Source organism: Shewanella sp. SM23, assembly GCF_025654295.1.
Lineage (GTDB): Bacteria > Pseudomonadota > Gammaproteobacteria > Enterobacterales > Shewanellaceae > Shewanella > Shewanella oncorhynchi.
This window is the reverse complement of the sequence record NZ_JAKKRM010000011.1, coordinates 34,548-53,772: the sequence shown is the minus strand read 5'-3', so window position 1 is coordinate 53,772 and position 19,225 is coordinate 34,548. Positions and strand designations below refer to the sequence as shown.

19 protein-coding genes and 2 pseudogenes are annotated in these 19,225 nt (G+C 45.2%); 12 read left to right on the top strand and 9 right to left on the bottom strand.

Annotation, left to right across the window (positions count from 1 at the left end; genetic code table 11):
* Nucleotides 1–57 precede the first annotated feature (57 nt).
* Together L5L98_RS14195 and L5L98_RS14190 are read left to right on the top strand one after the other, a co-directional pair.
* Complete coding sequence (locus L5L98_RS14195; RefSeq protein ID WP_212600583.1) at nucleotides 58–486, top strand: MGMT family protein; 429 nt, start codon at nucleotides 58–60, stop codon at nucleotides 484–486.
* 215 nt (nucleotides 487–701) lie between these two features.
* Nucleotides 702–1,493, top strand: coding sequence for a DUF3108 domain-containing protein (locus tag L5L98_RS14190; protein WP_105252420.1), 792 nt, complete (start codon nucleotides 702–704; stop codon nucleotides 1,491–1,493).
* A 321-nt stretch (nucleotides 1,494–1,814) separates the two neighbouring features.
* Here L5L98_RS14190 and L5L98_RS14185 read toward each other — a convergent pair whose 3' ends face one another.
* Nucleotides 1,815–2,594, bottom strand: a complete 780-nt coding sequence (locus tag L5L98_RS14185) for a class II glutamine amidotransferase (protein WP_113939616.1) — start codon at nucleotides 2,592–2,594, stop codon at nucleotides 1,815–1,817.
* Nucleotides 2,595–2,838: 244 nt separating this feature from the next.
* On the opposite strand from L5L98_RS14185, the gene fadE reads away from it, so the two are divergent.
* Entirely contained in the window at nucleotides 2,839–5,286 is a 2,448-nt protein-coding gene (fadE, locus tag L5L98_RS14180) for an acyl-CoA dehydrogenase FadE (protein ID WP_263141857.1), read from the top strand.
* A 115-nt stretch (nucleotides 5,287–5,401) separates the two neighbouring features.
* On the opposite strand, the gene L5L98_RS14175 is transcribed toward fadE, so the two are convergent.
* Both L5L98_RS14175 and L5L98_RS14170 read right to left on the bottom strand, forming a co-directional pair.
* Nucleotides 5,402–7,381: a cation:proton antiporter gene (locus tag L5L98_RS14175; protein WP_263141854.1), complete on the bottom strand. Its 1,980-nt coding sequence runs from the start codon at nucleotides 7,379–7,381 to the stop codon at nucleotides 5,402–5,404.
* Between the two features lie 508 nt (nucleotides 7,382–7,889).
* The gene (locus L5L98_RS14170; protein WP_028760076.1) at nucleotides 7,890–8,309 is read right to left on the bottom strand and encodes a PRC-barrel domain-containing protein; all 420 of its coding nucleotides are present in this window, start codon (nucleotides 8,307–8,309) and stop codon (nucleotides 7,890–7,892) included.
* A gap of 285 nt (nucleotides 8,310–8,594) precedes the next feature.
* Here L5L98_RS14170 and L5L98_RS14165 point away from each other — a divergent pair, with 285 nt between their 5' ends.
* From L5L98_RS14165 to L5L98_RS14125, 9 genes and pseudogenes are all read left to right on the top strand, one after another.
* On the top strand, nucleotides 8,595–8,756 hold the full coding sequence (locus tag L5L98_RS14165) for a DUF3309 family protein (protein WP_081729035.1): 162 nt from the start codon (nucleotides 8,595–8,597) through the stop codon (nucleotides 8,754–8,756).
* 39 nt (nucleotides 8,757–8,795) lie between these two features.
* Nucleotides 8,796–9,137, top strand: a complete 342-nt coding sequence (locus L5L98_RS14160) for a BON domain-containing protein (RefSeq protein WP_028760077.1) — start codon at nucleotides 8,796–8,798, stop codon at nucleotides 9,135–9,137.
* Between the two features lie 105 nt (nucleotides 9,138–9,242).
* A complete protein-coding gene (locus L5L98_RS14155) occupies nucleotides 9,243–9,941 on the top strand; it encodes a Crp/Fnr family transcriptional regulator (protein WP_263141851.1) in 699 nt (232 codons plus the stop codon).
* A 122-nt stretch (nucleotides 9,942–10,063) separates the two neighbouring features.
* Nucleotides 10,064–10,831, top strand: a complete 768-nt coding sequence (locus L5L98_RS14150; protein ID WP_263141849.1) for a Crp/Fnr family transcriptional regulator — start codon at nucleotides 10,064–10,066, stop codon at nucleotides 10,829–10,831.
* 503 nt (nucleotides 10,832–11,334) lie between these two features.
* Complete coding sequence (locus tag L5L98_RS14145) at nucleotides 11,335–11,511, top strand: hypothetical protein (RefSeq protein WP_263141848.1); 177 nt, start codon at nucleotides 11,335–11,337, stop codon at nucleotides 11,509–11,511.
* A 345-nt stretch (nucleotides 11,512–11,856) separates the two neighbouring features.
* Nucleotides 11,857–12,276 carry a DUF4398 domain-containing protein gene (locus tag L5L98_RS14140; protein ID WP_105252417.1) on the top strand — a complete coding sequence of 140 codons (420 nt, stop codon included), beginning with the start codon at nucleotides 11,857–11,859 and terminating at the stop codon, nucleotides 12,274–12,276.
* Complete coding sequence (locus L5L98_RS14135; protein WP_263141844.1) at nucleotides 12,276–13,139, top strand: OmpA family protein; 864 nt, start codon at nucleotides 12,276–12,278, stop codon at nucleotides 13,137–13,139. Before L5L98_RS14140 ends, L5L98_RS14135 begins: the two co-directional genes overlap by 1 nt.
* 416 nt (nucleotides 13,140–13,555) lie before the next feature.
* Nucleotides 13,556–13,747 (top strand): hypothetical protein, encoded by a 192-nt coding sequence (locus L5L98_RS14130; RefSeq protein ID WP_263141843.1) that lies wholly within the window; start codon nucleotides 13,556–13,558, stop codon nucleotides 13,745–13,747.
* Between the two features lie 127 nt (nucleotides 13,748–13,874).
* Nucleotides 13,875–14,666: pseudogene (locus tag L5L98_RS14125) on the top strand (IS110 family transposase); the annotation flags it as partial.
* A gap of 43 nt (nucleotides 14,667–14,709) precedes the next feature.
* Here the strand turns inward: L5L98_RS14125 and L5L98_RS14120 are convergent.
* The 6 genes and pseudogenes from L5L98_RS14120 to L5L98_RS14095 form a co-directional block, all read right to left on the bottom strand.
* Nucleotides 14,710–14,874 (bottom strand): annotated as a pseudogene (locus L5L98_RS14120) (transposase family protein); the annotation flags it as partial.
* A gap of 292 nt (nucleotides 14,875–15,166) precedes the next feature.
* Entirely contained in the window at nucleotides 15,167–16,954 is a 1,788-nt protein-coding gene (locus L5L98_RS14115) for a S8 family serine peptidase (protein ID WP_263141839.1), read from the bottom strand.
* A 25-nt stretch (nucleotides 16,955–16,979) separates the two neighbouring features.
* Nucleotides 16,980–17,903, bottom strand: coding sequence for a hypothetical protein (locus L5L98_RS14110; protein ID WP_263141838.1), 924 nt, complete (start codon nucleotides 17,901–17,903; stop codon nucleotides 16,980–16,982).
* 266 nt (nucleotides 17,904–18,169) lie between these two features.
* A complete protein-coding gene (locus tag L5L98_RS14105; protein WP_263141837.1) occupies nucleotides 18,170–18,322 on the bottom strand; it encodes a hypothetical protein in 153 nt (50 codons plus the stop codon).
* A 169-nt stretch (nucleotides 18,323–18,491) separates the two neighbouring features.
* The gene (locus L5L98_RS14100; protein WP_263141835.1) at nucleotides 18,492–18,710 is read right to left on the bottom strand and encodes a hypothetical protein; all 219 of its coding nucleotides are present in this window, start codon (nucleotides 18,708–18,710) and stop codon (nucleotides 18,492–18,494) included.
* Nucleotides 18,711–18,831: 121 nt separating this feature from the next.
* Nucleotides 18,832–19,143 (bottom strand): transcriptional regulator, encoded by a 312-nt coding sequence (locus tag L5L98_RS14095; protein ID WP_263141832.1) that lies wholly within the window; start codon nucleotides 19,141–19,143, stop codon nucleotides 18,832–18,834.
* Nucleotides 19,144–19,225: the final 82 nt, after the last annotated feature.

Genomic DNA, 19,225 nt, shown 5'->3' with positions numbered 1-19,225 from the left:
GATTAGATATTTAATGTGATTGGTATCAATACCATTAAGCTGAGGGTTAACAATTCAATGGCATCGTTCCCTAAAGACAAATCACCACTGTATCAATACCTTGAACAAGATAAACAGAGTGTAGCGAGAAAACAGCCCCAAGCAGTGGACTTGTCTCCTATGGCGAAAATCTGGCATATCGTCGCCATGATCCCGCAGGGTAAAGTCAGCAGCTATGGCAAAATTGCCGATTATGCAGGATTACCGGGACGAGCGCGTTATGTGTCAAAAGCACTGAAAGCAGCTCCCGAACATTTGTCACTCCCTTGGCATAGGGTACTCAATAGTCAAGGCAAAATATCCTTCGAGAAAAATTCAACCTTCTTTCAAGAACAGATGGAATTATTAAGAATTGAAGGGATAACAGTGAACTGCGGCAAAATTAATTTGTCTGAATACGAGTGGCGCCCGGATCTGGTGACTTTAGTCATGGCAATGCCATTTTAGTTTAATATATTGATCCATAAACTATTTACATCTCTATTTACAGAAACGTCGTCCTCGGCTATAACCTGCTTACAGTCGATCCGATAATTGATTTATGCTCAACTGATTGACCCAGAACTGTGTAAGTAAGCATGCTACTCGACACTTTTTTATCAACCACTACCGACAATTCTGTAGTGATACAAGGTGAAAACCTGCGACCCAAGGAGCATTCTTTGCGTACCATTCCCACATTATTAGTGAGTTTTACCGTCCTCACTCAAAGTATGTTTGCCATGGCAGCGCCAACGCCGCTAACACCGCAGACGGCCGAATACCAAGTCAACTATGGAGACATTGAATTAGGAAAAGCCAAATACACGCTACCCAATCCCGAAGATGGCGTGTTTAAGTATCGTTTTGATAGCGATCTCAGCCTGTTATTGTTAACCGATGTGCGTCACATCTTGAGTGAATTTACTCAAAATGATACGCAGCTCAGTCCTTTGCGTTACTTACAACAACGCCAAGGTGTCGGGCCTAATTACACGGAGCAAACCGCATTCGCCAAAGCTCAAGGCTTTATTCATACCCGTTACAAAGATGAAAAAGGCAAGTTTCCCTATGATGATAAAATCTTTGATCCTCTTATGGTGCAGTTGCAATTTAGGCTAGATATGATGGCGGGCAAAGAAGTGCTCGACTATAAGATGGTCAAGGACAACGAAGTCGATGAATACAAGTTTCATGTGATCGGTAAAGAACGAATGAACATCGACAGCGGCAGTTACGACACAGTCAAAATTGAAGTCGTGCGTGACAATAAAAAACGTCAAACCTTCTTCTGGATGGCGCCTGACTTAGCGTATTTGCCCGTGCGTCTAACTCACTTTGAAAAAGGCAGTAAGCAGCTCGATATTAAGTTACTTAAATATCACTTCGATGAAGTGCCGCACCAAGAAACCATACCTGCAGACATTGCAGAGAAACCGCTAGTGCCTAAACTGCTCGGCACGACTGAAGGTTAATCGGTAAGGCATTGAGTTAAGATGTATAAACTTAACCCAATGATACAAAGCCTTAGCTTCACAATACTGAACTAAAGCCAAACTCATATCGAATAAAGCCCAACCGAACTAATATCTAACCGAACTATATTTAACTGAACTATATCTAACTGAACTTAGGGCCTACCTCTAAGTTCAGTTAATGTTCATCGCTAATGGTTCATCACTGATTGCTAGAAGGTATGTTAGATACTGACTCGAACTTTTTAATAAAGTGACCTGAACAAAACAAAGTCAACCGTAAATCCGCTTGCCCTCATTATTTAGCTCAGTGGTATCACATCAGAGATCGATTAACAGCTCACCCAATCTGAACAGCTTCCAGTTACCCGGCTGCATAACGCGCCACTGTTCATTCTCGGTCAATGGGCGAGTCGCAATCACAGTCACCACATCATGGGCAGTAGTTTCCTTATCAAAATCAATCACCACATCGGTATCAATAAGTTTCGCTTTACCAAACGGCGCGCGGCGAGTGATGTAACATAAGTTATTACTGCAATAGCTCATTAAATGCTCGCCATCGCTCAATATCATGTTGAACACACCTAAGGCACGGATTTGCTCGGCCAACGTTGCGACGTAATGGAAAACTGCCAACATATCTTCAGGTTTAGTACCGCCAAACTTCTGGGCGACTTGTTCCAAAATCCAGCAGAAAGCAAGTTCGCTATCGGTATCGCCTACGGGTTGATAGCGCGAGACATGAAACTTGGGCAGATAGTCCGTCAATTGACCATTATGGGCATAGGTCCAATAACGTCCCCATAATTCGCGGGTAAAAGGATGAGTATTCTCTAAAGACACACAACCGCGATTCGCCTGACGAATGTGGCTTATCACCACTTCACTTTTAATCGGGTAGGATTTGATCAATTTTGCAATATGCGATTCGCTACTCGGGCAAGCATCTTTAAAAGTACGGCTACCTTTCCCCTCGTAAAAAGTAATACCCCAGCCGTCCACGTGGGGACCGGTTACACCACCACGTTGTGCTAATCCCGTAAAACTAAACACAATATCGGTCGGCACATTGGCGCTCATCGCCAGTAACTCGCACATATTTCTCGCCTATCATCAATCAAAAAAACTACTTATTGGCATTGTAACTAGTTGATGACATTTGTGGAATGATCAAAGCTGACAAATAATTTAAACAATTGTTTGAAAAATACTTGTATTAAAATTCTCTTAGGTTTAACTTTTATGCGACACAGGTCTGACCACAAACTATAATTGTGATCGCAATCAATAAAACACTCTATGACCTGTGGTTGGCACTCGGTCATATTTAAGGAGAATTACAGTGACTACCCTACTTTGGATCATCGCCATGATCTTAGTGCTAGGAGCCCTAGCTTACCTTCGGGTATCTTTGCTCACTGCCACTATTACAGCCGCTGTTGTGATGACAGCTGGATGGACACTCGATGTTGTCGGCCCTATCTCTTGGATCGTTTTCCTCGTGATCGCGCTGCCGTTTAATATCAGTGCATTTAGACAAAATGTGATCAGTCGTCCACTGATGAAGGTATATCGCGGCATCATGCCGGAAATGTCTTCAACAGAGAAAGAAGCGATTGAAGCCGGCACCACTTGGTGGGAAGCGGATCTGTTTGCGGGTAACCCGAACTGGAAAAAACTCCATAACTACCCCGTTGCGCGTTTAAGTGCAGACGAACAGGCCTTCCTCGATGGCCCTGTTGAAGAAGTGTGCCGCATGGTGAATCAACACCAAGTGTCACATCAACTTGCCGATCTGCCTGCCGACGTATGGCAATATCTGAAAGATCACGGTTTCTTCGCCATGATCATTAAGAAAAAATACGGCGGTTTAGAATATTCAGCTTATGCCCAATCTCGTGTGTTACAAAAACTGGCGGGGTTAAGCAGTGAGTTGGCTTCAACTGTTGGCGTACCTAACTCTTTAGGCCCTGGAGAGCTGCTGCAACATTACGGCACGCCAGAGCAACAAAACCATTATTTACCGCGTTTAGCCAAAGGCTTAGAAGTCCCTTGTTTCGCTCTGACCAGCCCAGAAGCTGGTAGCGATGCAGGCTCGATTCCTGACTTTGGTATTGTGTGTAAAGGCCAATGGGAAGGTGAAGAAGTTCTGGGGATGAAGCTGACCTGGAACAAGCGTTACATCACTTTAGCCCCTGTCGCGACAGTATTAGGCTTAGCCTTTAAACTGCGCGATCCAGAGCATCTACTTGGCGATAAAGAAGAACTCGGCATTACTTGTGCTTTGATCCCTACTGATGTGGAAGGAGTAGAAACGGGTCGTCGTCACTTCCCGCTCAACTGCATGTTCCAAAACGGTCCGACTCGCGGCAACGAAGTATTCGTGCCATTAAGCTTCATCATTGGCGGCCCAAAAATGGCGGGGCAAGGCTGGCGCATGCTGGTGGAATGTTTGTCAGTGGGCCGTGGTATCACACTGCCATCAAACTCAGCTGGCGGCGTGAAAACCGCAGCGCTGGCAACAGGGGCTTATGCTCGCATTCGTCGTCAGTTCAAATTGCCTATCGGCAAGCTTGAAGGTATCGAAGAGCCAATGGCACGCATCGGCGGTAACGCCTATCTGATGGATGCTGTAACGACTTTGACCACCACAGGTATCGACTTAGGTGAAAAACCGTCGGTTATCTCTGCAATTGTGAAATATCACCTGACCGACAGAATGCAGAAATGCGTTATCGATGCCATGGATATTCACGGCGGTAAAGGCGTGTGTCTTGGCCCCAATAACTATTTAGGCCGTGGCTACCAAGCTGCGCCTATCGCAATTACTGTTGAAGGTGCAAACATTCTCACCCGTTCTATGATCATCTACGGCCAAGGCGCAATTCGTTGCCATCCGTATGTACTCGCAGAAATGGAGTCAGCGTTTGATACTGAATCGGGTCAAGGTTTAGCTAACTTCGATGCGGCTATCTTTGGTCACATTGGTTTTGCGACCAGTAACTTCATCCGTAGCTTTTGGTTAGGTCTGACATCAAGCCGTTTCTCTAACGCGCCTTATTCAGATAAAACCAAACGTTATTATCAACAGATGAACCGTTTCAGTGCCAACCTTGCCTTGCTCTCTGACTTAGCCATGGCAACCTTGGGCGGCAACCTTAAACGTAAAGAGCGTATCTCTGCCCGTTTAGGTGACTTACTGAGCCAACTGTATCTGGCATCAGCCACGCTGAAACGCTATGAAGATGAAGGCCGTCAAACCGACGACTTGCCATTAGTACAATGGGCAGTTGAAGATGCGCTGTACAAGCTGCAAGCTTCTTTAGACGATTTACTGGATAACTTCCCTATGGGCCTTGGCGGCGTATTACGTGTGGTGATGTTCCCATTCGGTCGTCCACTGAAACGCCCAAGCGATGTGTTAGATCATAAAGTCGCTAAGATCATGCAAACACCGTGTGAAAGCCGTAACCGTTTAGGTAAAGGCCAGTTCTGGACTAATTCTGAGCACAATGCTGTGGGGATCCAAGAACAAACACTACTCGACATCATCGCGTCTGAACCGCTACATGACAAAGTCTGTAAAGCGAGTGGTAAACGTCTACCATTTATGTGGTTAGATAAAGTTGCCGCAGAAGGTAAAGCCTTAGGAGTGTTAAGCGATGCCGAAGTGCAATTACTGGAAAGAGCAGAAATTGGTCGTATGAAATCAATCAACGTTGATGACTTTGACCCAGCAGAACTTCGTCCAGAAGTGGTTTCAACCACTTCACAGGAACGTGCTGCGTAATACTCACTAAGATTTAAACCACAAAAAGGAGGCTAATTAGCCTCCTTTTTTAATGCCTATAACCAATCACACGACTCAAGTCATTAAGCAGCATTAAACGCAATAGCAGCCTAGGTTAATTCTTCACTAAGGTCTCATCTACAGCTTGTAGTGGATCAGCGGTATTATCTTCAGTAGCCACCTCAGCTTGAGCCTTTTCAAGCTTTAATCGCTCGGCCTCCTCTTCCGCTTTTTCCTTTGCTAAAGCAGATTCTGCTGCTTTTTCTTGGGCTTCCCGCTCTGCAATCGCTTGCTGCACTTTGGCTTCTTCTAAAGCTTCAATTGGCAATAGACTGATAAGCTCAATGCCATTCGGAAATACGGTATCATTACCCGAAACAACGACGACCTTACCTTCTTTCGTCAGGTAAACCAGTGGTATTGCCGTCTCACCGTAACGTTTACGAAAATGTTCAAAGCTGAAGTTTTCGGTTAAATTCGTTACTTTCAGTTGAGCGCCTTTCGCCATTAGGCTGGCTATCTTGGCATAAGACACTGCATCACCAAACAAACATAAACGTTGCTTATAACTTTCAGAGAGCTGGTGGCGCGCACTGCCTACTTCGGTATTATTAAGACCAAAAACTTTTTTAGCACCAAAAAAGTCTTGGAAATGAAAGCTCACTAACGGGTTTAACTGTCGGTAAGGTGAAATAATCAACACGCGGCCTATTCCAGTTAAATCCATATAGGTTTCAGCATGTTCCGAAACAGGATTACCAAAATACACTGGAATATTATCCATACGCGCAAGCCTAATATTGTCCCAGTTATTATCAGCCAGTAGCACTTTGACATCTTTGGCTTTTAAAATTTTCGCTAACTCTCTAGAAAATTTAGAGGCGCCAAAGATCAATAAACCTTGGGCAGAATCGGCTTTAACCCCAAGAAATCGTGCCCAACGTCCCGCCGTTAAACTTTGGACCACCACAGTGCCGATAATAATTAAGAACACTAAGGGCACTATTGCATCTGCGCCCTGCACATTGTTGGCTTCTAACTTGATTGCAAATAAAGAAGATACCGCAGCAGCAACTATGCCTCGAGGGGCAATCCAGCATAAAAACCACTTATCCGCTTTCGACAGAGATGTGCCTATACCAGAAGCCCAAATACTCAGCGGTCGTGCCAATAACATGGTCACAGCTAAAACACCCAGTCCACCCCAGCCTAAGCCGAGCATGGCGTTAGAATCTAATCGCGCCGCCAGTAAAATAAACAGTGCTGAAATCAACAGAACGGTTAATGTTTCTTTAAATTCAAGGATTTCAGCAATATCCACACCACGCATATTCGCAAGCCAAATGCCCATAACCGTCACAGTCAATAAGCCCGATTCTTCTTGTAATAGGTTCGAGCCGACAAAGATACCCAGCATTAAGGTCAAAACGGCGGTATTACGCAGATAGTGTGGCAATAGGTTGTGTCTTAAGATTTGTCCCGTTAGATAACCCGCTACTGCGCCAAGTCCTAATCCGAGGGACAACATAGAGCCTAAGGCATAGAGCACATGCGTCGTTTGATCGCTGGCAACGGTTATGTATTCAAAGACTAACACTGCGAGCAGCGCGCCTATTGGGTCAATCACTATACCTTCCCAACGCAAAATACTCGCCAGCTGGGATTTAGGACGCACACTTCTGAGCATTGGCACGATAACGGTAGGCCCAGTCACTACCACTAGCGCCCCAAAGAGCAATGCAATTTCCCAACTAAAATCCAGTAAATAAAAGGTGGCCGTACTGATACAGGCCCAAGTGATCACGGTACCGATAGTCACAAGATGCGTCACCATACGACCATGATCTTTGATTTCTTTGAAGTTAAGAGTCAAAGCCCCTTCAAATAAAATCACGGCGACCCCGAGGGAAATTATCGGAAAAAGCAAATTACCAAAAATCGCATCAGGATTGAGGAATCCAAGCCCAGGGCCTAAAGTGAGCCCACATAGCAACAAGGGTAAAATCGCTGGTAACCGCAGTTTCCAGCCAAGCCATTGACAAAATAACGATAGCACTCCAATTAGCGCTAGCATGCCAGTAATGTGTTCAACCATATAAATCCTTTAGATAACTGAGCTAAATACTAATGAGCTTAGCTTTAATGACGCAGATGACAACAGCATGAACAGTAAGCTGAAATTATCTATTCGATATATCCACTGTTAAATATGACTCTTCCCTCATCACCTATGGAGAAAAATCAAGAAAACGGAGCAATCTAGCGACATCAAGTAAAATAAGCTGTAGTACAAATCCGAAAACATCAGATTTACCTTAAATAGGGATTTAAACTTAAAATAGAAAAACAAAAAAGCCTTATCTTTCGACAAGGCTTTAATCATTTGATGAAGCGAAGACATTGATCAGCGATACACGCTGGTGACTTTCGATAATACGCTAGCTCAAACTTTTATCGTTATTAGGTTACAACCATGGCGATAAGCAAATCCCTAACAACTAAAATGCGTGTGGGCCCTACTCACTTGATAGGCACAACCACACTTATACATATTTACCGAATCCAAATAATAACGCAGGGGATAAATCCCCTGCTTAACACCATTAATCCCTACGGCTACCGTAGTAATCGTGCAGTTCGTTTTCCCATTCAACATCTTTCATATTGGGCCAATGGCCTTTGTCAAACCCCGGCGCCGTTTTGAGTCGCTCTAATGAGATGTCCATGACAAAACATTTTTGCTCATGATTAAGTGTCAGCATCTTCCAAGGCACTGCAAACAGCTTTTCTCCAAAACCAAAATAAGTACTGAACGACAGTACCGCATACCCGACGTGGCCCGTTTCCACTTCAAGCATAATTTCTTTGATATCCCCTAAGGTTTCACCAGAATTATTAACAACATTATTGCCGATCAGTGTTTCAGCGCCCATCAGATATGGGCCGGGTCCTTGTGCCAATGATGGAGAAGCGAACTGTGGATTGTTGTAAATACCGTAAACATCGCGATCATGATAATTCATTTTGTTGACCTCTTTATTAGCGCAGCCCATGAAACTGGACAACGGAATAAGTGAAATACCAAACGTTGGTTTCGAATTGAACATGTCCGTCATTGGACATAAGTTAGAGTATGCATCTCTACAATCACTCGCTCTGTTCGGCATACCGCTTATCAGTTAATGCGAATATAAACACATCGACTCGTCAGATCCCTGTAAGTGCGCCAGCGTACCGACATCCCATTTGCTACGGCACAGACTCATGTTACCCAGTGCAAAATTGCCCCGGTATCAGGAAGATTAGCCATGTCAATTGCGACTATTTTATTGATTATTTTAATTTTGTTATTTCTCGGCATGCTCCCCACTTGGCCCCATAGCCGAAACTGGGGTTATCGTCCTGGTGGACTTATAGGCATAGTGCTACTGGTGCTGATTATATTGCTGTTAACGGGACGCGTTAGCTAATGCGCCCCATTTTTACTCTTTATCAAAAAGGATAATCTGATGAGAACAATTAAAATGTTAAGTATCTTCCTGCTGGCTCTAGGCTTAGTCGCCGTGGCCAGTTGCAGTTCTGCATACAACAAAGAAGGTACTGGCGAGTATTTAGACGACAGTGTGGTCACCACCAAAGTGAAAGCTGCCATTTTAGGTGATAAAAACTTAAGTGTGGCCGAGATTAATGTTGAAACCTTTAAAGGCGTGGTCCAGCTCAGCGGGTTTGTTAAATCGCGTGAAGATATCAATACTGCGGTAAAACTAACAAGCAAAGTCCCCGGCGTTATTTCAGTCAAAAACGATATGCAACTAAAATCTGGCGCACCTTCACCGCAACTAAAAAACTAGTCATTTAATCTACATCATTCCGCAGCCCCGTTCTGATGCTGCGGCCCTTCTTTTTTGCAGCAGATTTTCTGGTGCCAAGTCAATACCACCACAGGTTGAACCGCTATGCCCACTCAACACCAAGACACATTAGCCCCACAAATTCAGAACCGATTAATCCGTCATCTGCCAGTGGTAGAACAAGCGGATTTATTATCGCAAGCTGAGTTAGTCCAACTTAACTTTGCCGACTTACTGTGCAAGCCTGGCGAGTCATATCAATATGTCTATTTTCCCTTAACGGCTTTTATTTCTTTGATTGCTAAACTCCCCAAACATCCGGCATTGGAAATGGGTTTGATTGGTTACGAAGGTATGCTTGGGGCGACGACTTTGCTGGGCACTCGGCAAGTGCCTTCAGAGGCGATCATCCAAGGTTCTGGTCAAGCTTGGCGGCTCCCCATTGAAACCTTTGAAGGCTTACTCGCTCAAAATACCAATCTGAAGCAAATAGTAGAGACTTATCTATACACCTTGTTATGCCAATTATCACAAAATGCAGTCTGTGCCCATTTTCACTCCATTGAGTCTCGGCTAGCACGTTGGTTGCTAATGAGTCACGACCGAATTCAGACTGATGAGTTATATCTAACCCATCAATTTTTAGCCGACATGCTAGGTGTTAGGCGAAGCAGTATTACCGAGGCCGCAGGCAATTTACAGACCCGCGGCAGCATTTCATATAATCGTGGGCGATTACATATTCATGATCGGCAAGCTCTACTTGCCCGTTGCTGCAGTTGCTATCACTCAATGCGCACTTAAGTGCATATTTTCCACTCAACGATTCAAAAAACCTGCCATTATGTTCGCTACCGTACATAGCATAGGTGTTTCTCGCTGTAACCTGAGTTAGCGACATCACCAAACAAGGACACGCTATCATAATGGACACACTAAAACTGAAATCTGTATCAGAGCGACCGCCACCGGAAACTCACTTCCCGCCAGAATCCAATCGGTTGTTATGTGAATTGCCAGAAGAAGTCAAACAACGTATTTTCCCGCATCTGGAACTGGTTCCATTAGAACTCGGACAAGTAGTCTGTGAAGCAGGCTCAAAGCAGCGTTATGTGTATTTCCCGCTGGACTCGATTATTTCGCTGCTATATGTGATGGAAAATGGGGCATCCGCTGAAATTGCTGTCGTTGGCAATGATGGTATGGTCGGCGTTGCCCTGTTTATGGGAGGAGAAAGCACCACGACTCGCGCTGTAGTGCAAAGTGCTGGCGTTGCCTATCGCTTGTTTGGTCAGCGGCTTAAAGACGAATTTAACCGTCATGGCGCCCTGCTCCATCTGTTACTACGTTACAGTCAGGTGCTACTGACCCAAATGGCCCAGACCGCGGTTTGCAATCGCCACCATAGTATTGAACAGCAACTGTGTCGTTGGTTATTGCTTTCGATAGATAGATTGCCCGATGATCGCGTGTTAATGACACAGGAATTGATTGCTAATATGCTCGGCGTACGCCGTGAAGGTGTCACCGATGCGGCAGGCAAACTGCAGCGCATGGGAATTATCAATTACAGTCGTGGGAATATTGAAGTGGTCGATCGCGCGTTACTAGAACAAACCTGTTGTGAATGTTACACGGTCGTTAGGCAGGAATCAGAACGGCTGATGCCACCTCAACAAGCGCAGCAAACATAAACCTACAGTGAATATAAGAATACAGTAACAATAGGGAGTGCGTTAAAAAGGAAGTGTTTAAAAACAACCGATACTTTAGTTACATCAGCCATAAAGACTCACATTTCAATTCTTATATCCTAACCGGTACTTCAAATAAAAATACACATAGCGGATGGCTAGACCACTCGTACAACAGCCATTCTATCGTTATCCCATATGCCACTTCAGTACTAAACCCACACTGGTACTGCAAACCATAAATAAGAACAGGCAGTCATCAACCCGACACGCCAACATGGCGAAAACTGATGCTGCCTAATATCCACCATATTACCTTTGTAATCAAAGCATTATGGTTACTCATTTTTTAGCCCACCCAGCAAACAAAAAACGTGCCGAGCAGCCAATACTGCCACCACGGATCCCATGCGTGCTAACGCACAGACGTTTAATAGTTAACAGGTCATGCTGAATGTACGGTTCATGCACTCTTGCACTACACCGGGTTACTTGAGGTTTATATGAAAAAATTCACAGAACAACATAAATCCGTCGATAACGATGCACAGAATTCCAACACCAACAAGGCCAATCCTCCCGTCGTAGCCCGCAACCGTCAGATGATCAAAACCACAGTTGCAGATAAAGCTAAACAAGACGTGGATACCAGTAAAAGCACACACAATAAGCGAGGTTGAAGAACTTAAATCAAACGACAAGGAAGAAAACTGGACTGAAAAAGAGCCAAATCATCACTCGTTAGCCTAGGACGTGACGAACAAACAGGGAAAAGTTTCATTGATTAAGTGCAAAAACTAAACCATGCAGTAACACACTGCGTTTAGCTCAAGCCGATGCAACCCTTAGTGTACCGGCCCTCTTTACTCAGAGGAGTAGATCATGAATTTCCGTGGCGTCAAATTACTCACTCATACTAACTGACTCAAAAATGGGGCTATTCACCAGTATATTTAACTGTGCATGGTGGAATAACAAACCTAAAGACCACACTCGGGGCACTGTTTCCGAGAAAGGAATTTCAAATGAACATCAATAAAAATCAACAACAGCAATATTCAATCGGCCTGCAGCGAGCCAAGCACTTCTTATTAGCAGGTTGTATTGCAACAGCGCTCGTGGGCTGCAGTTCAACGCCATTGACTAAGACCGCAGAAATGGAACGGGCTGAACACACCATTGCCCGCGCAGAGCAAGCAAGAGTCGGCCAATATGCCTCAAATGAACTGGCACAGGCCAGACTTAAACTTCAATCTGCAAGCAGCGCATTACTCAATATGGACACTGTCAGCGCCGATCGTTACGCCATAGAGGCGAGCCTTGAGGCAGAATTGGCCCAAGCTCGCGCTGAGCTGGCACAAGCCAATAGCGTCAATAATGAAATGAAAAACAATATCAGCATACTGCAGCAAGAAATGTTACGCCGTTCAGGAGGAATTCAGTAATGAAAAAACTTATCGCTTCGTCGGGTCTGCCTTTACGTTTTAGCCATATACTGGCATATAGCCTACTCCTAACAACTGTAGCAGCTTGTAGCAGTACGCCTAAAATAGCTGAAGGCATCGGTGATATCCGTACAGAACTTAATAAACTGCAAGCGAATAATGAACTGGCAATTTTAGCCCCTGCTGCCATTAAACAAGCTGAAGAAGCCGTTCGCACTGCTGAACAACCGGTAAAAGATGAGCAACAATCACAGCACCTAGTGTTTGTTGCTGATAAGAAAGTCAATATTGCCTTAGCTCAAGCGCAGAGCCGCTTTGCCGAGGATCAACACAAAGTCCTCGCTAAAAAACGCGATGACGCCAGATTGGATGCTCGCACCACAGAGGCCAATCAAGCCCATCAAGATGCGCGCCTAGCCCGTGCTGATGCTGCAGATGCGCGTCAGGAAACAACCGAACTGCAAGCCCAGCTCACATTGCTGAATGCCCGTCAGTCAGAACGTGGTTGGGTCGTAACCTTAGGTGATGTTTTATTTGATACTGCCAAAGCGGATCTTAAGTCATCGACCAGTCAACATCTAACCAACCTAGCAAACTTTCTGAACAAGTATCCCGCGCGAGGTGCCATGATTGAGGGGTATACAGATAGCGTAGGCAGTGAACAATACAATCTGGGTTTATCGCAGCAAAGAGCTGATAGTGTTAGCCATTTTTTACAGGGAAAAGGGATCCAATCCAATCGGCTCAGTAGCCTAGGTAAAGGTGAAAGCTCACCTATTGCCAACAATGAGTCCGCCAGTGGCCGCCAGCAAAATCGTCGGGTTGAAGTCATCCTCACCGACACCGCACAGGCTCCACAGTAGCTATCACTTAATCATATTAAGATTTCAGCGTGATCCTTGCTGACATTTGAATCGAGTCTCATCGCTAATAAGATGAACAGCGCAGAAATTAAGGAGATCAGTAAAAAGCAAAAATCCACATCTTTCGATGGGGCTTTTGCAATTTGGCGGAGCGGACGGGACTCGAACCCGCGACCCCCGGCGTGACAGGCCGTGCAGATATGGATTATAGTCCGTTCCCTATCTTACCTAAATTGTTGTCAATTGATTTTCTTAGCATTAAACACATGACCATCGGACTGTTCATTAATGACAATTAACGATAATTTGGTGGTCACGGTCACGAAAACTTGTCTTTTTGCTGATCAATACTTGATCAGTTTTGAGGACTAAAAAGTAATCGCAACATTCAAGGAAGCACATGACATGGAATTCTGATGGTCAAAATGATTTTAAAGCTGCAGGCTGTGGTGCGGACTGATGGCTTTATCAATGTTGCACTCGGAAATGACCTGCTTCATGGCTTTTTGGAGCCCACCTCTGTACATGAGCTAATAAGGTTGGTTATCTTTACCCGGAAACAACAAACGAGGATGACGGTGCGTGCGCCAATAATGCCTCAACGCTAACAAGTTACGTTGAGGTAACTGTACCAGTCTATCCTAGCAACCTTTAGCATCTCGAATATGCACTTGCACCGGCTCCGCATCAATATCACCGACCAGCAATGAAATCGCTTCTCCTAGGCGCAATCCCATGCTGGTTGGTAATAAAAATGACGCCAACGATGCTATCGCGATTGGTGAAACGGCTTGTCGGCCAACGGTCAGTTTACTGCGCCCCAAAACAGTTGAGCAGCAGGATATTCAATCTTTGCTGCGCATTCGTGAGCGCTTAGTGGAGAATCGCACGGCTAACTGCAATCAACTGTCTGGTTTCCTTGTGGAATATGGCCTGATTATCGCAAAGACTAGCCGCCAGTTGATGTTAGCTATTCCGCTCATTCTTGAAGATGCTGACAACGAGTTATCCACGGTTGCCAGAGGGTTTATTCAACGAATCTATGAGTTTAAGTTGTATTTAAATGAACAAATCGACCAGGTTGCAGAGGAAATATTAGCCCTTGCCCAAGCCATGCCACAGTATCCATTATTGCTAACCATCCCCGGTGTAGGCCCTATCGTCGCATCGACCCTATTAGCCAGTATTAATGAAGTGAATGATTTTAAAAATGGCCGGCAATTAGCTGCATGGCTAGGGCTAACCCCTTCACAATACAGTAGCGATACGACTAATCGACTCGGCAAGATAACCAAGCGCGGTAATCAAACGCTCCGACGATTACTTATCCATGGTGCAAGAACCGTGGTGAACTGGTGCGATAAAAAAGACGACTCACTAAGCCTGTGGCTCCAACGGCTTAAACAGCGCCAACACGCTTGTAAAGTGACGGTCGCCTTGGCGAATAAGATGGCGCGGATGGTGTTTGTGGTGATGAGCCGCGGACAGGCATTTGATATGAATAAAGCATGTAAAATGGCGGCCTAAGGTTATCACTTTACGGCATGAATAAAAGTAGATAAATGTCCATCAAAGCACAATGGCCAAAGTTTTCAATATCTTCCCAGCCCTCAGAGCCATCGATGACCGCCACCACGGTTAAGAACAACACATCGAACAAGGGATAAGTCACTTTGGCCGCCTGTCGGTGGTCTTCAATAAGTTCAAAATGCTTGGTAAGGGAAAGAAGGCTCATGATCGTGTCTCAGCAAAAGAGAATATAAGATCACAAAGCCGTCAAATTGAGAAGTACTGCCCGTTTGAATGGCTGAAAATTGTTCGCGTCCTCATTCTGCACTTTAAGTATAATCAAAGTGCACTATCACTTTACAATCAGTATTTTACTGTATAATTTACAGCTTTTCTATCAAGCTGTTCAATTGTTGTGGACCGCTCAATGCATGTTCATTATTCACAGTGCACAATCTTTGAACATTTATTAAAAATAAGAAAGGAGGTCGTGCCTCCTTTAGCGTGTTGTCGAACTTTTAGTTACAAGCTGCGGGCTTTTGAGCGCGCTTTGAATCTACAGCCAGCCAATCATTACAATCACCTTTTTGACACACCTTAATGGCGTAATCTCGGGTCGAGGGTATCAGACCATGTAGCATCACAGTACCGGTATTGAACTCACCTTCAAGCTGAGCATTTTCCCCCATAGTGTCTCCCTTAGGCACTGAATATAAGCGGTAAATCACATATTCTTTGGTGATACCGTCCATCATGGTCAGCTTATACATTTCACTCAGACGGGCAGCGTGGCCAAAGTGATCTATGTACCATTTTTGTTCACACACTTCTTTATTTGCCAATACATGTTCTAAACGGTTTGCAGTTCCGGCGCCTACAGCCTTAGCTACCTGATAAAGTTTAGAAGCGTCCATGATTCCAGCTCCACACACACCAGAGGCACAGGTCGAACCCCAAGTATCGGTACGGGCAGAGATTGACAGTGCAGCGCCGAGTTCAGCGGGGGTCACCTTTGAAACGTTCTGTGTTACTGCCAACGCTGCTGACACTAAAGGGGCTGAAAACGAGGTCCCTTCACCATAACATGCACCGTATTCACAGATCACCGCCATTTCGTCGCCCTGCGCTACGATATCCACTTCGTCACCGTAGTTACTAAAACCCGCCTTGTCACCTGTACGATCAACCGCCCCTACAGTGATTACATTGTTACACTTCGCTGGCACATAACCGACAGTATTGGAACCATAGTTACCAGCTGAGTTAACAACTACGAACCCTTTTGCTGTCACCGCATCAATTGCCGTTTGCAGGTAGGCAGGGCAAGCATCAGTTTCAGCAATTGGTGCACTAATACTCATGTTAATCACGCCAGGTTTGCCCGCGTAAGGAGTGACGCCTTGGTAAGCTACACCACTCGCCCACCATAAACCATCGGCAACGTCAGACAGGAAGCCCATACCACAAGTTAACGCCTTAATCGCGTGGATTTTAACGTTATTAGTTACCCCAGCAATTCCCGTGGCGTTATTGATTTTTGCCGCAATAATACTGCTCACGTTCAACCCATGACTACTGGGGTAGTTGGGACAGGTCACTGGTGGACGAAAGTCGTCGCTGTGCTTTTGCGGCTCACCACCTGAGGTCAAAACGGTAGTCGAGAAGTTACGACCGCTATAATATGGCACTTCACTATTGGTGAAGAATTCAGAGTCAAACACCAATACGTCTGGCGAATTAGCTTCTTGCTGAGTGATATTCGCCATCCCCGCGGCATCCCACAGTCCGACGATATTAGAGCCAGAAGGGGTGACATCTGCACTCTCGAAGTAGTAGTGTTGGTACGTGCTGTAGGTCGGATCGTTTGTGGCGCTGCTGCTCACGCCACCTTCACTGGTCACCATATCTTCACGAGTGGACACTTCCAGATCGGCCTCAACATAACCCACGTTACCATGAGCGTTTAAGTGTTGCGCCACTTCTTCTGCGGTATAACCATAACTAGGTAAGCTAACAATCTGCATTGGGCTTGCGCTGCTGGTTAATGCCTGAGAGCGCATCACTCCCGAAGCGGTACTGCCGATACACCATTCACCTTCGCCATTTGGCGTTGGTACGCATGTTGCTGCCGGTGTTACTGGCGCTGCTGCCACTCGATTGAGGTTACTGACGGCATTTTGGCTGTTAACCACTGGATCTTTCGTGATCACGACCCGAACTGTATCACCTGCCAGTGCAGACATAGATACTGACATCGCCGCCATCGCTAGCATTACCACAGAGAATTTATTGGTCATATTTTTCATTTCGTTATTCCCGTTCAAATTTGAATTAGTTTACTGAGCACATATTGGCGTCTGCACCAACAATGGCGGCTAAAAAGGAGACCGGGGCCGCATACTTCCACACTCCGTCCTGATATGCACCGAGGCTTGGGTTACCTTCGAACATTGACAGGCTGTAATCGATTGGGTTTGCATACACCCCCGTTACCGCAAAGTTACCTGCTGCACCACTTGCCATAGAAATTACTTCTGCTAACACTTGCGAACCGACTTGGGAATGCTGCTGCGCCTTCGCCAAAATATCCGTCATTGCATCACTTAAGGCGGTTTCGCTTATTTGCCCCGCATTGTACGCTGACACGAGACTCGGGCCATTGGCTGCCCACGCTAACAATAACGTCTTGTTGGTACTGCCATTTACTGCTGATTGAAACTCTTTGGCGTAATCAACCGAAACGGCCTCCCCCATCACCATGGCGATTTCAGAGAGCTTACTCACTACAGCTAAACTTTGTGTTCTTTCCGCAAAGAGGGTTATCTTGGCGGCTGAACCTGCTATTTGTGCAATCACAGGGGCAGCAGTAATATCTTTTAACACAGCCTTACTGGTTTGCAGCACTTGGCGATTTTTGCCATCAGTAATGGTCACTACGCTGGTAATTGCAGCGGTGGCAAAGTCCACGTTACCAGCTTTAATGGTCACCGTTACCTTGTCGTCAGCAACAGTATGTTGCACTGTAGCAACACCACCATTGACAGTCGGCGCGGTTTTTACACTAAAACTGTTCTGAGCACCCGTGACGGTCAAGACATAAGTGCCCTCACCGCCTTCCTGAATTGTTGCTGGTAGCGCGGAGGTGACTACAACAGTTAATGCTGGCGTTGTAGTCACCTCCCGTCGAACCGTCATCAGGGTTGGTTGGGGTTGTTGTTCCTGAATCACCGCCACCACCACAAGCTGATAGTGCAAAAAGCGCGGCCATGGCTGTTATAGATAAATGCCGATTATTTATTTTCATGCTTTACTCCTACTGATTGTTAAATGTCAGGTGCTTTGAATATGATGTTGGCCTAATACAAGGTAAATAAAGGCCTGTGCGATAAATGATGAACCTATCGCGAATATCGTTATAATTTGGTGTTTTTATTTTCTGGGATTGCTTTTAAAAACCTGTATTCCTTTGAATATATTAATTCACCTTCACCTCCCCCTAAAAAACATTACATGCTTGTTTGCTAGATAAAATCATTTTCCTCAAAGTAAAGAACAACTGATTCCAATCCCTCTTGCGCCAGATAGTCCGGAACATCACCAACTTCTTCAGCGTCTAGTTCAAATTTATCCATCATTGTTTTTCCCATGTTTTCTTTCGATTGAGGCGTTTGCATAGCCTTTGCGAAATCGCTCTGGATTGTATTCCCATAGTTAATGTGCTCTAGCTAATTGTCCCGAATACACTGTTGGTGTTTTCAGATACACCAACGTGCCAAGCGAGGATCTTGCGGCCGCTGGGAATATCAATAACAAGACGGTTGCTAGAGGCGACGATATACAAGGTCATGTAATCCACACACTGGCGTGCTCAAATGGGCGGATCAATACGGCAGGAATGCGACCATTCTCAAGCCACTTATACAATGTCCATTTACTTGGCAAGCCCATCAGATCGGCAACACGATCTACTGAAAGGTTTTGTTTTTCGCGAGCAAACTCTAAACACAGCGCCATCAAGTGGCGCAAGTTATTTGCTCTGACCTTTTCCCAGTTGCGTCTCATTGGGTTATGCCTTTAAAGAGGTATTCCAAACAAAGCCAGATCTTGCTGCTATGAAAGCGACGATCGGCCTGATTACTATTGACCGAGTACAGATATGGAAGTGAAGCGAACACAAATGGCCTCATACGACCTCCTTTTGTGTGTTTTGTGCGTTTACACAATCATTTGTGCTAAGATTGCCCTGGGTGTTTTTGCTCGGATGTAAATAGCGGCTTGGCCAAATTACGTTTGGTTCAACACCGATTGCAGTGGCGATAATGCGTTCGCCTTTAGGCCACTTTCTTGCTAATGCATTCCACAATGTACCCGCATTACTGTAACCAGCAGCCTTTGCTACTTGGGTTAAGTTGGTGCCTTGTTTTTTAAGGGCGGCAATAATGTCTGCGTGATGCCAATCATCTTTTGGGTTTGGGATAGGTTTATGCTTATCCATTTTTTTGCCCTTTTGTTTGTGAGATTCACTAAAAAATTAACACAAATATATTCGTGAACACGATTGTTTTCAAGCCAAATTT

What these genes read in the sequence shown, in the direction of transcription:
- L5L98_RS14150 (WP_263141849.1), top strand. Translation starts at nt 10,064, where the DNA reads ATGGACACACTAAAACTGAAATCTGTATCAGAGCGACCGCCACCGGAA.
- L5L98_RS14135 (WP_263141844.1), top strand. Translation starts at nt 12,276, where the DNA reads ATGAAAAAACTTATCGCTTCGTCGGGTCTGCCTTTACGTTTTAGCCAT.
- L5L98_RS14155 (WP_263141851.1), top strand. Translation starts at nt 9,243, where the DNA reads ATGCCCACTCAACACCAAGACACATTAGCCCCACAAATTCAGAACCGA.
- L5L98_RS14140 (WP_105252417.1), top strand. Translation starts at nt 11,857, where the DNA reads ATGAACATCAATAAAAATCAACAACAGCAATATTCAATCGGCCTGCAG.
- L5L98_RS14195 (WP_212600583.1), top strand. Translation starts at nt 58, where the DNA reads ATGGCATCGTTCCCTAAAGACAAATCACCACTGTATCAATACCTTGAA.
- L5L98_RS14185 (WP_113939616.1), bottom strand. Translation starts at nt 2,594, where the DNA reads ATGTGCGAGTTACTGGCGATGAGCGCCAATGTGCCGACCGATATTGTG.
- L5L98_RS14170 (WP_028760076.1), bottom strand. Translation starts at nt 8,309, where the DNA reads ATGAATTATCATGATCGCGATGTTTACGGTATTTACAACAATCCACAG.
- L5L98_RS14100 (WP_263141835.1), bottom strand. Translation starts at nt 18,710, where the DNA reads ATGAGACGCAACTGGGAAAAGGTCAGAGCAAATAACTTGCGCCACTTG.
- L5L98_RS14095 (WP_263141832.1), bottom strand. Translation starts at nt 19,143, where the DNA reads ATGGATAAGCATAAACCTATCCCAAACCCAAAAGATGATTGGCATCAC.
- L5L98_RS14105 (WP_263141837.1), bottom strand. Translation starts at nt 18,322, where the DNA reads ATGCAAACGCCTCAATCGAAAGAAAACATGGGAAAAACAATGATGGAT.
- L5L98_RS14130 (WP_263141843.1), top strand. Translation starts at nt 13,556, where the DNA reads ATGGTCAAAATGATTTTAAAGCTGCAGGCTGTGGTGCGGACTGATGGC.
- L5L98_RS14160 (WP_028760077.1), top strand. Translation starts at nt 8,796, where the DNA reads ATGAGAACAATTAAAATGTTAAGTATCTTCCTGCTGGCTCTAGGCTTA.
- L5L98_RS14145 (WP_263141848.1), top strand. Translation starts at nt 11,335, where the DNA reads ATGAAAAAATTCACAGAACAACATAAATCCGTCGATAACGATGCACAG.
- L5L98_RS14175 (WP_263141854.1), bottom strand. Translation starts at nt 7,381, where the DNA reads ATGGTTGAACACATTACTGGCATGCTAGCGCTAATTGGAGTGCTATCG.
- L5L98_RS14165 (WP_081729035.1), top strand. Translation starts at nt 8,595, where the DNA reads ATGTCAATTGCGACTATTTTATTGATTATTTTAATTTTGTTATTTCTC.
- L5L98_RS14115 (WP_263141839.1), bottom strand. Translation starts at nt 16,954, where the DNA reads ATGAAAAATATGACCAATAAATTCTCTGTGGTAATGCTAGCGATGGCG.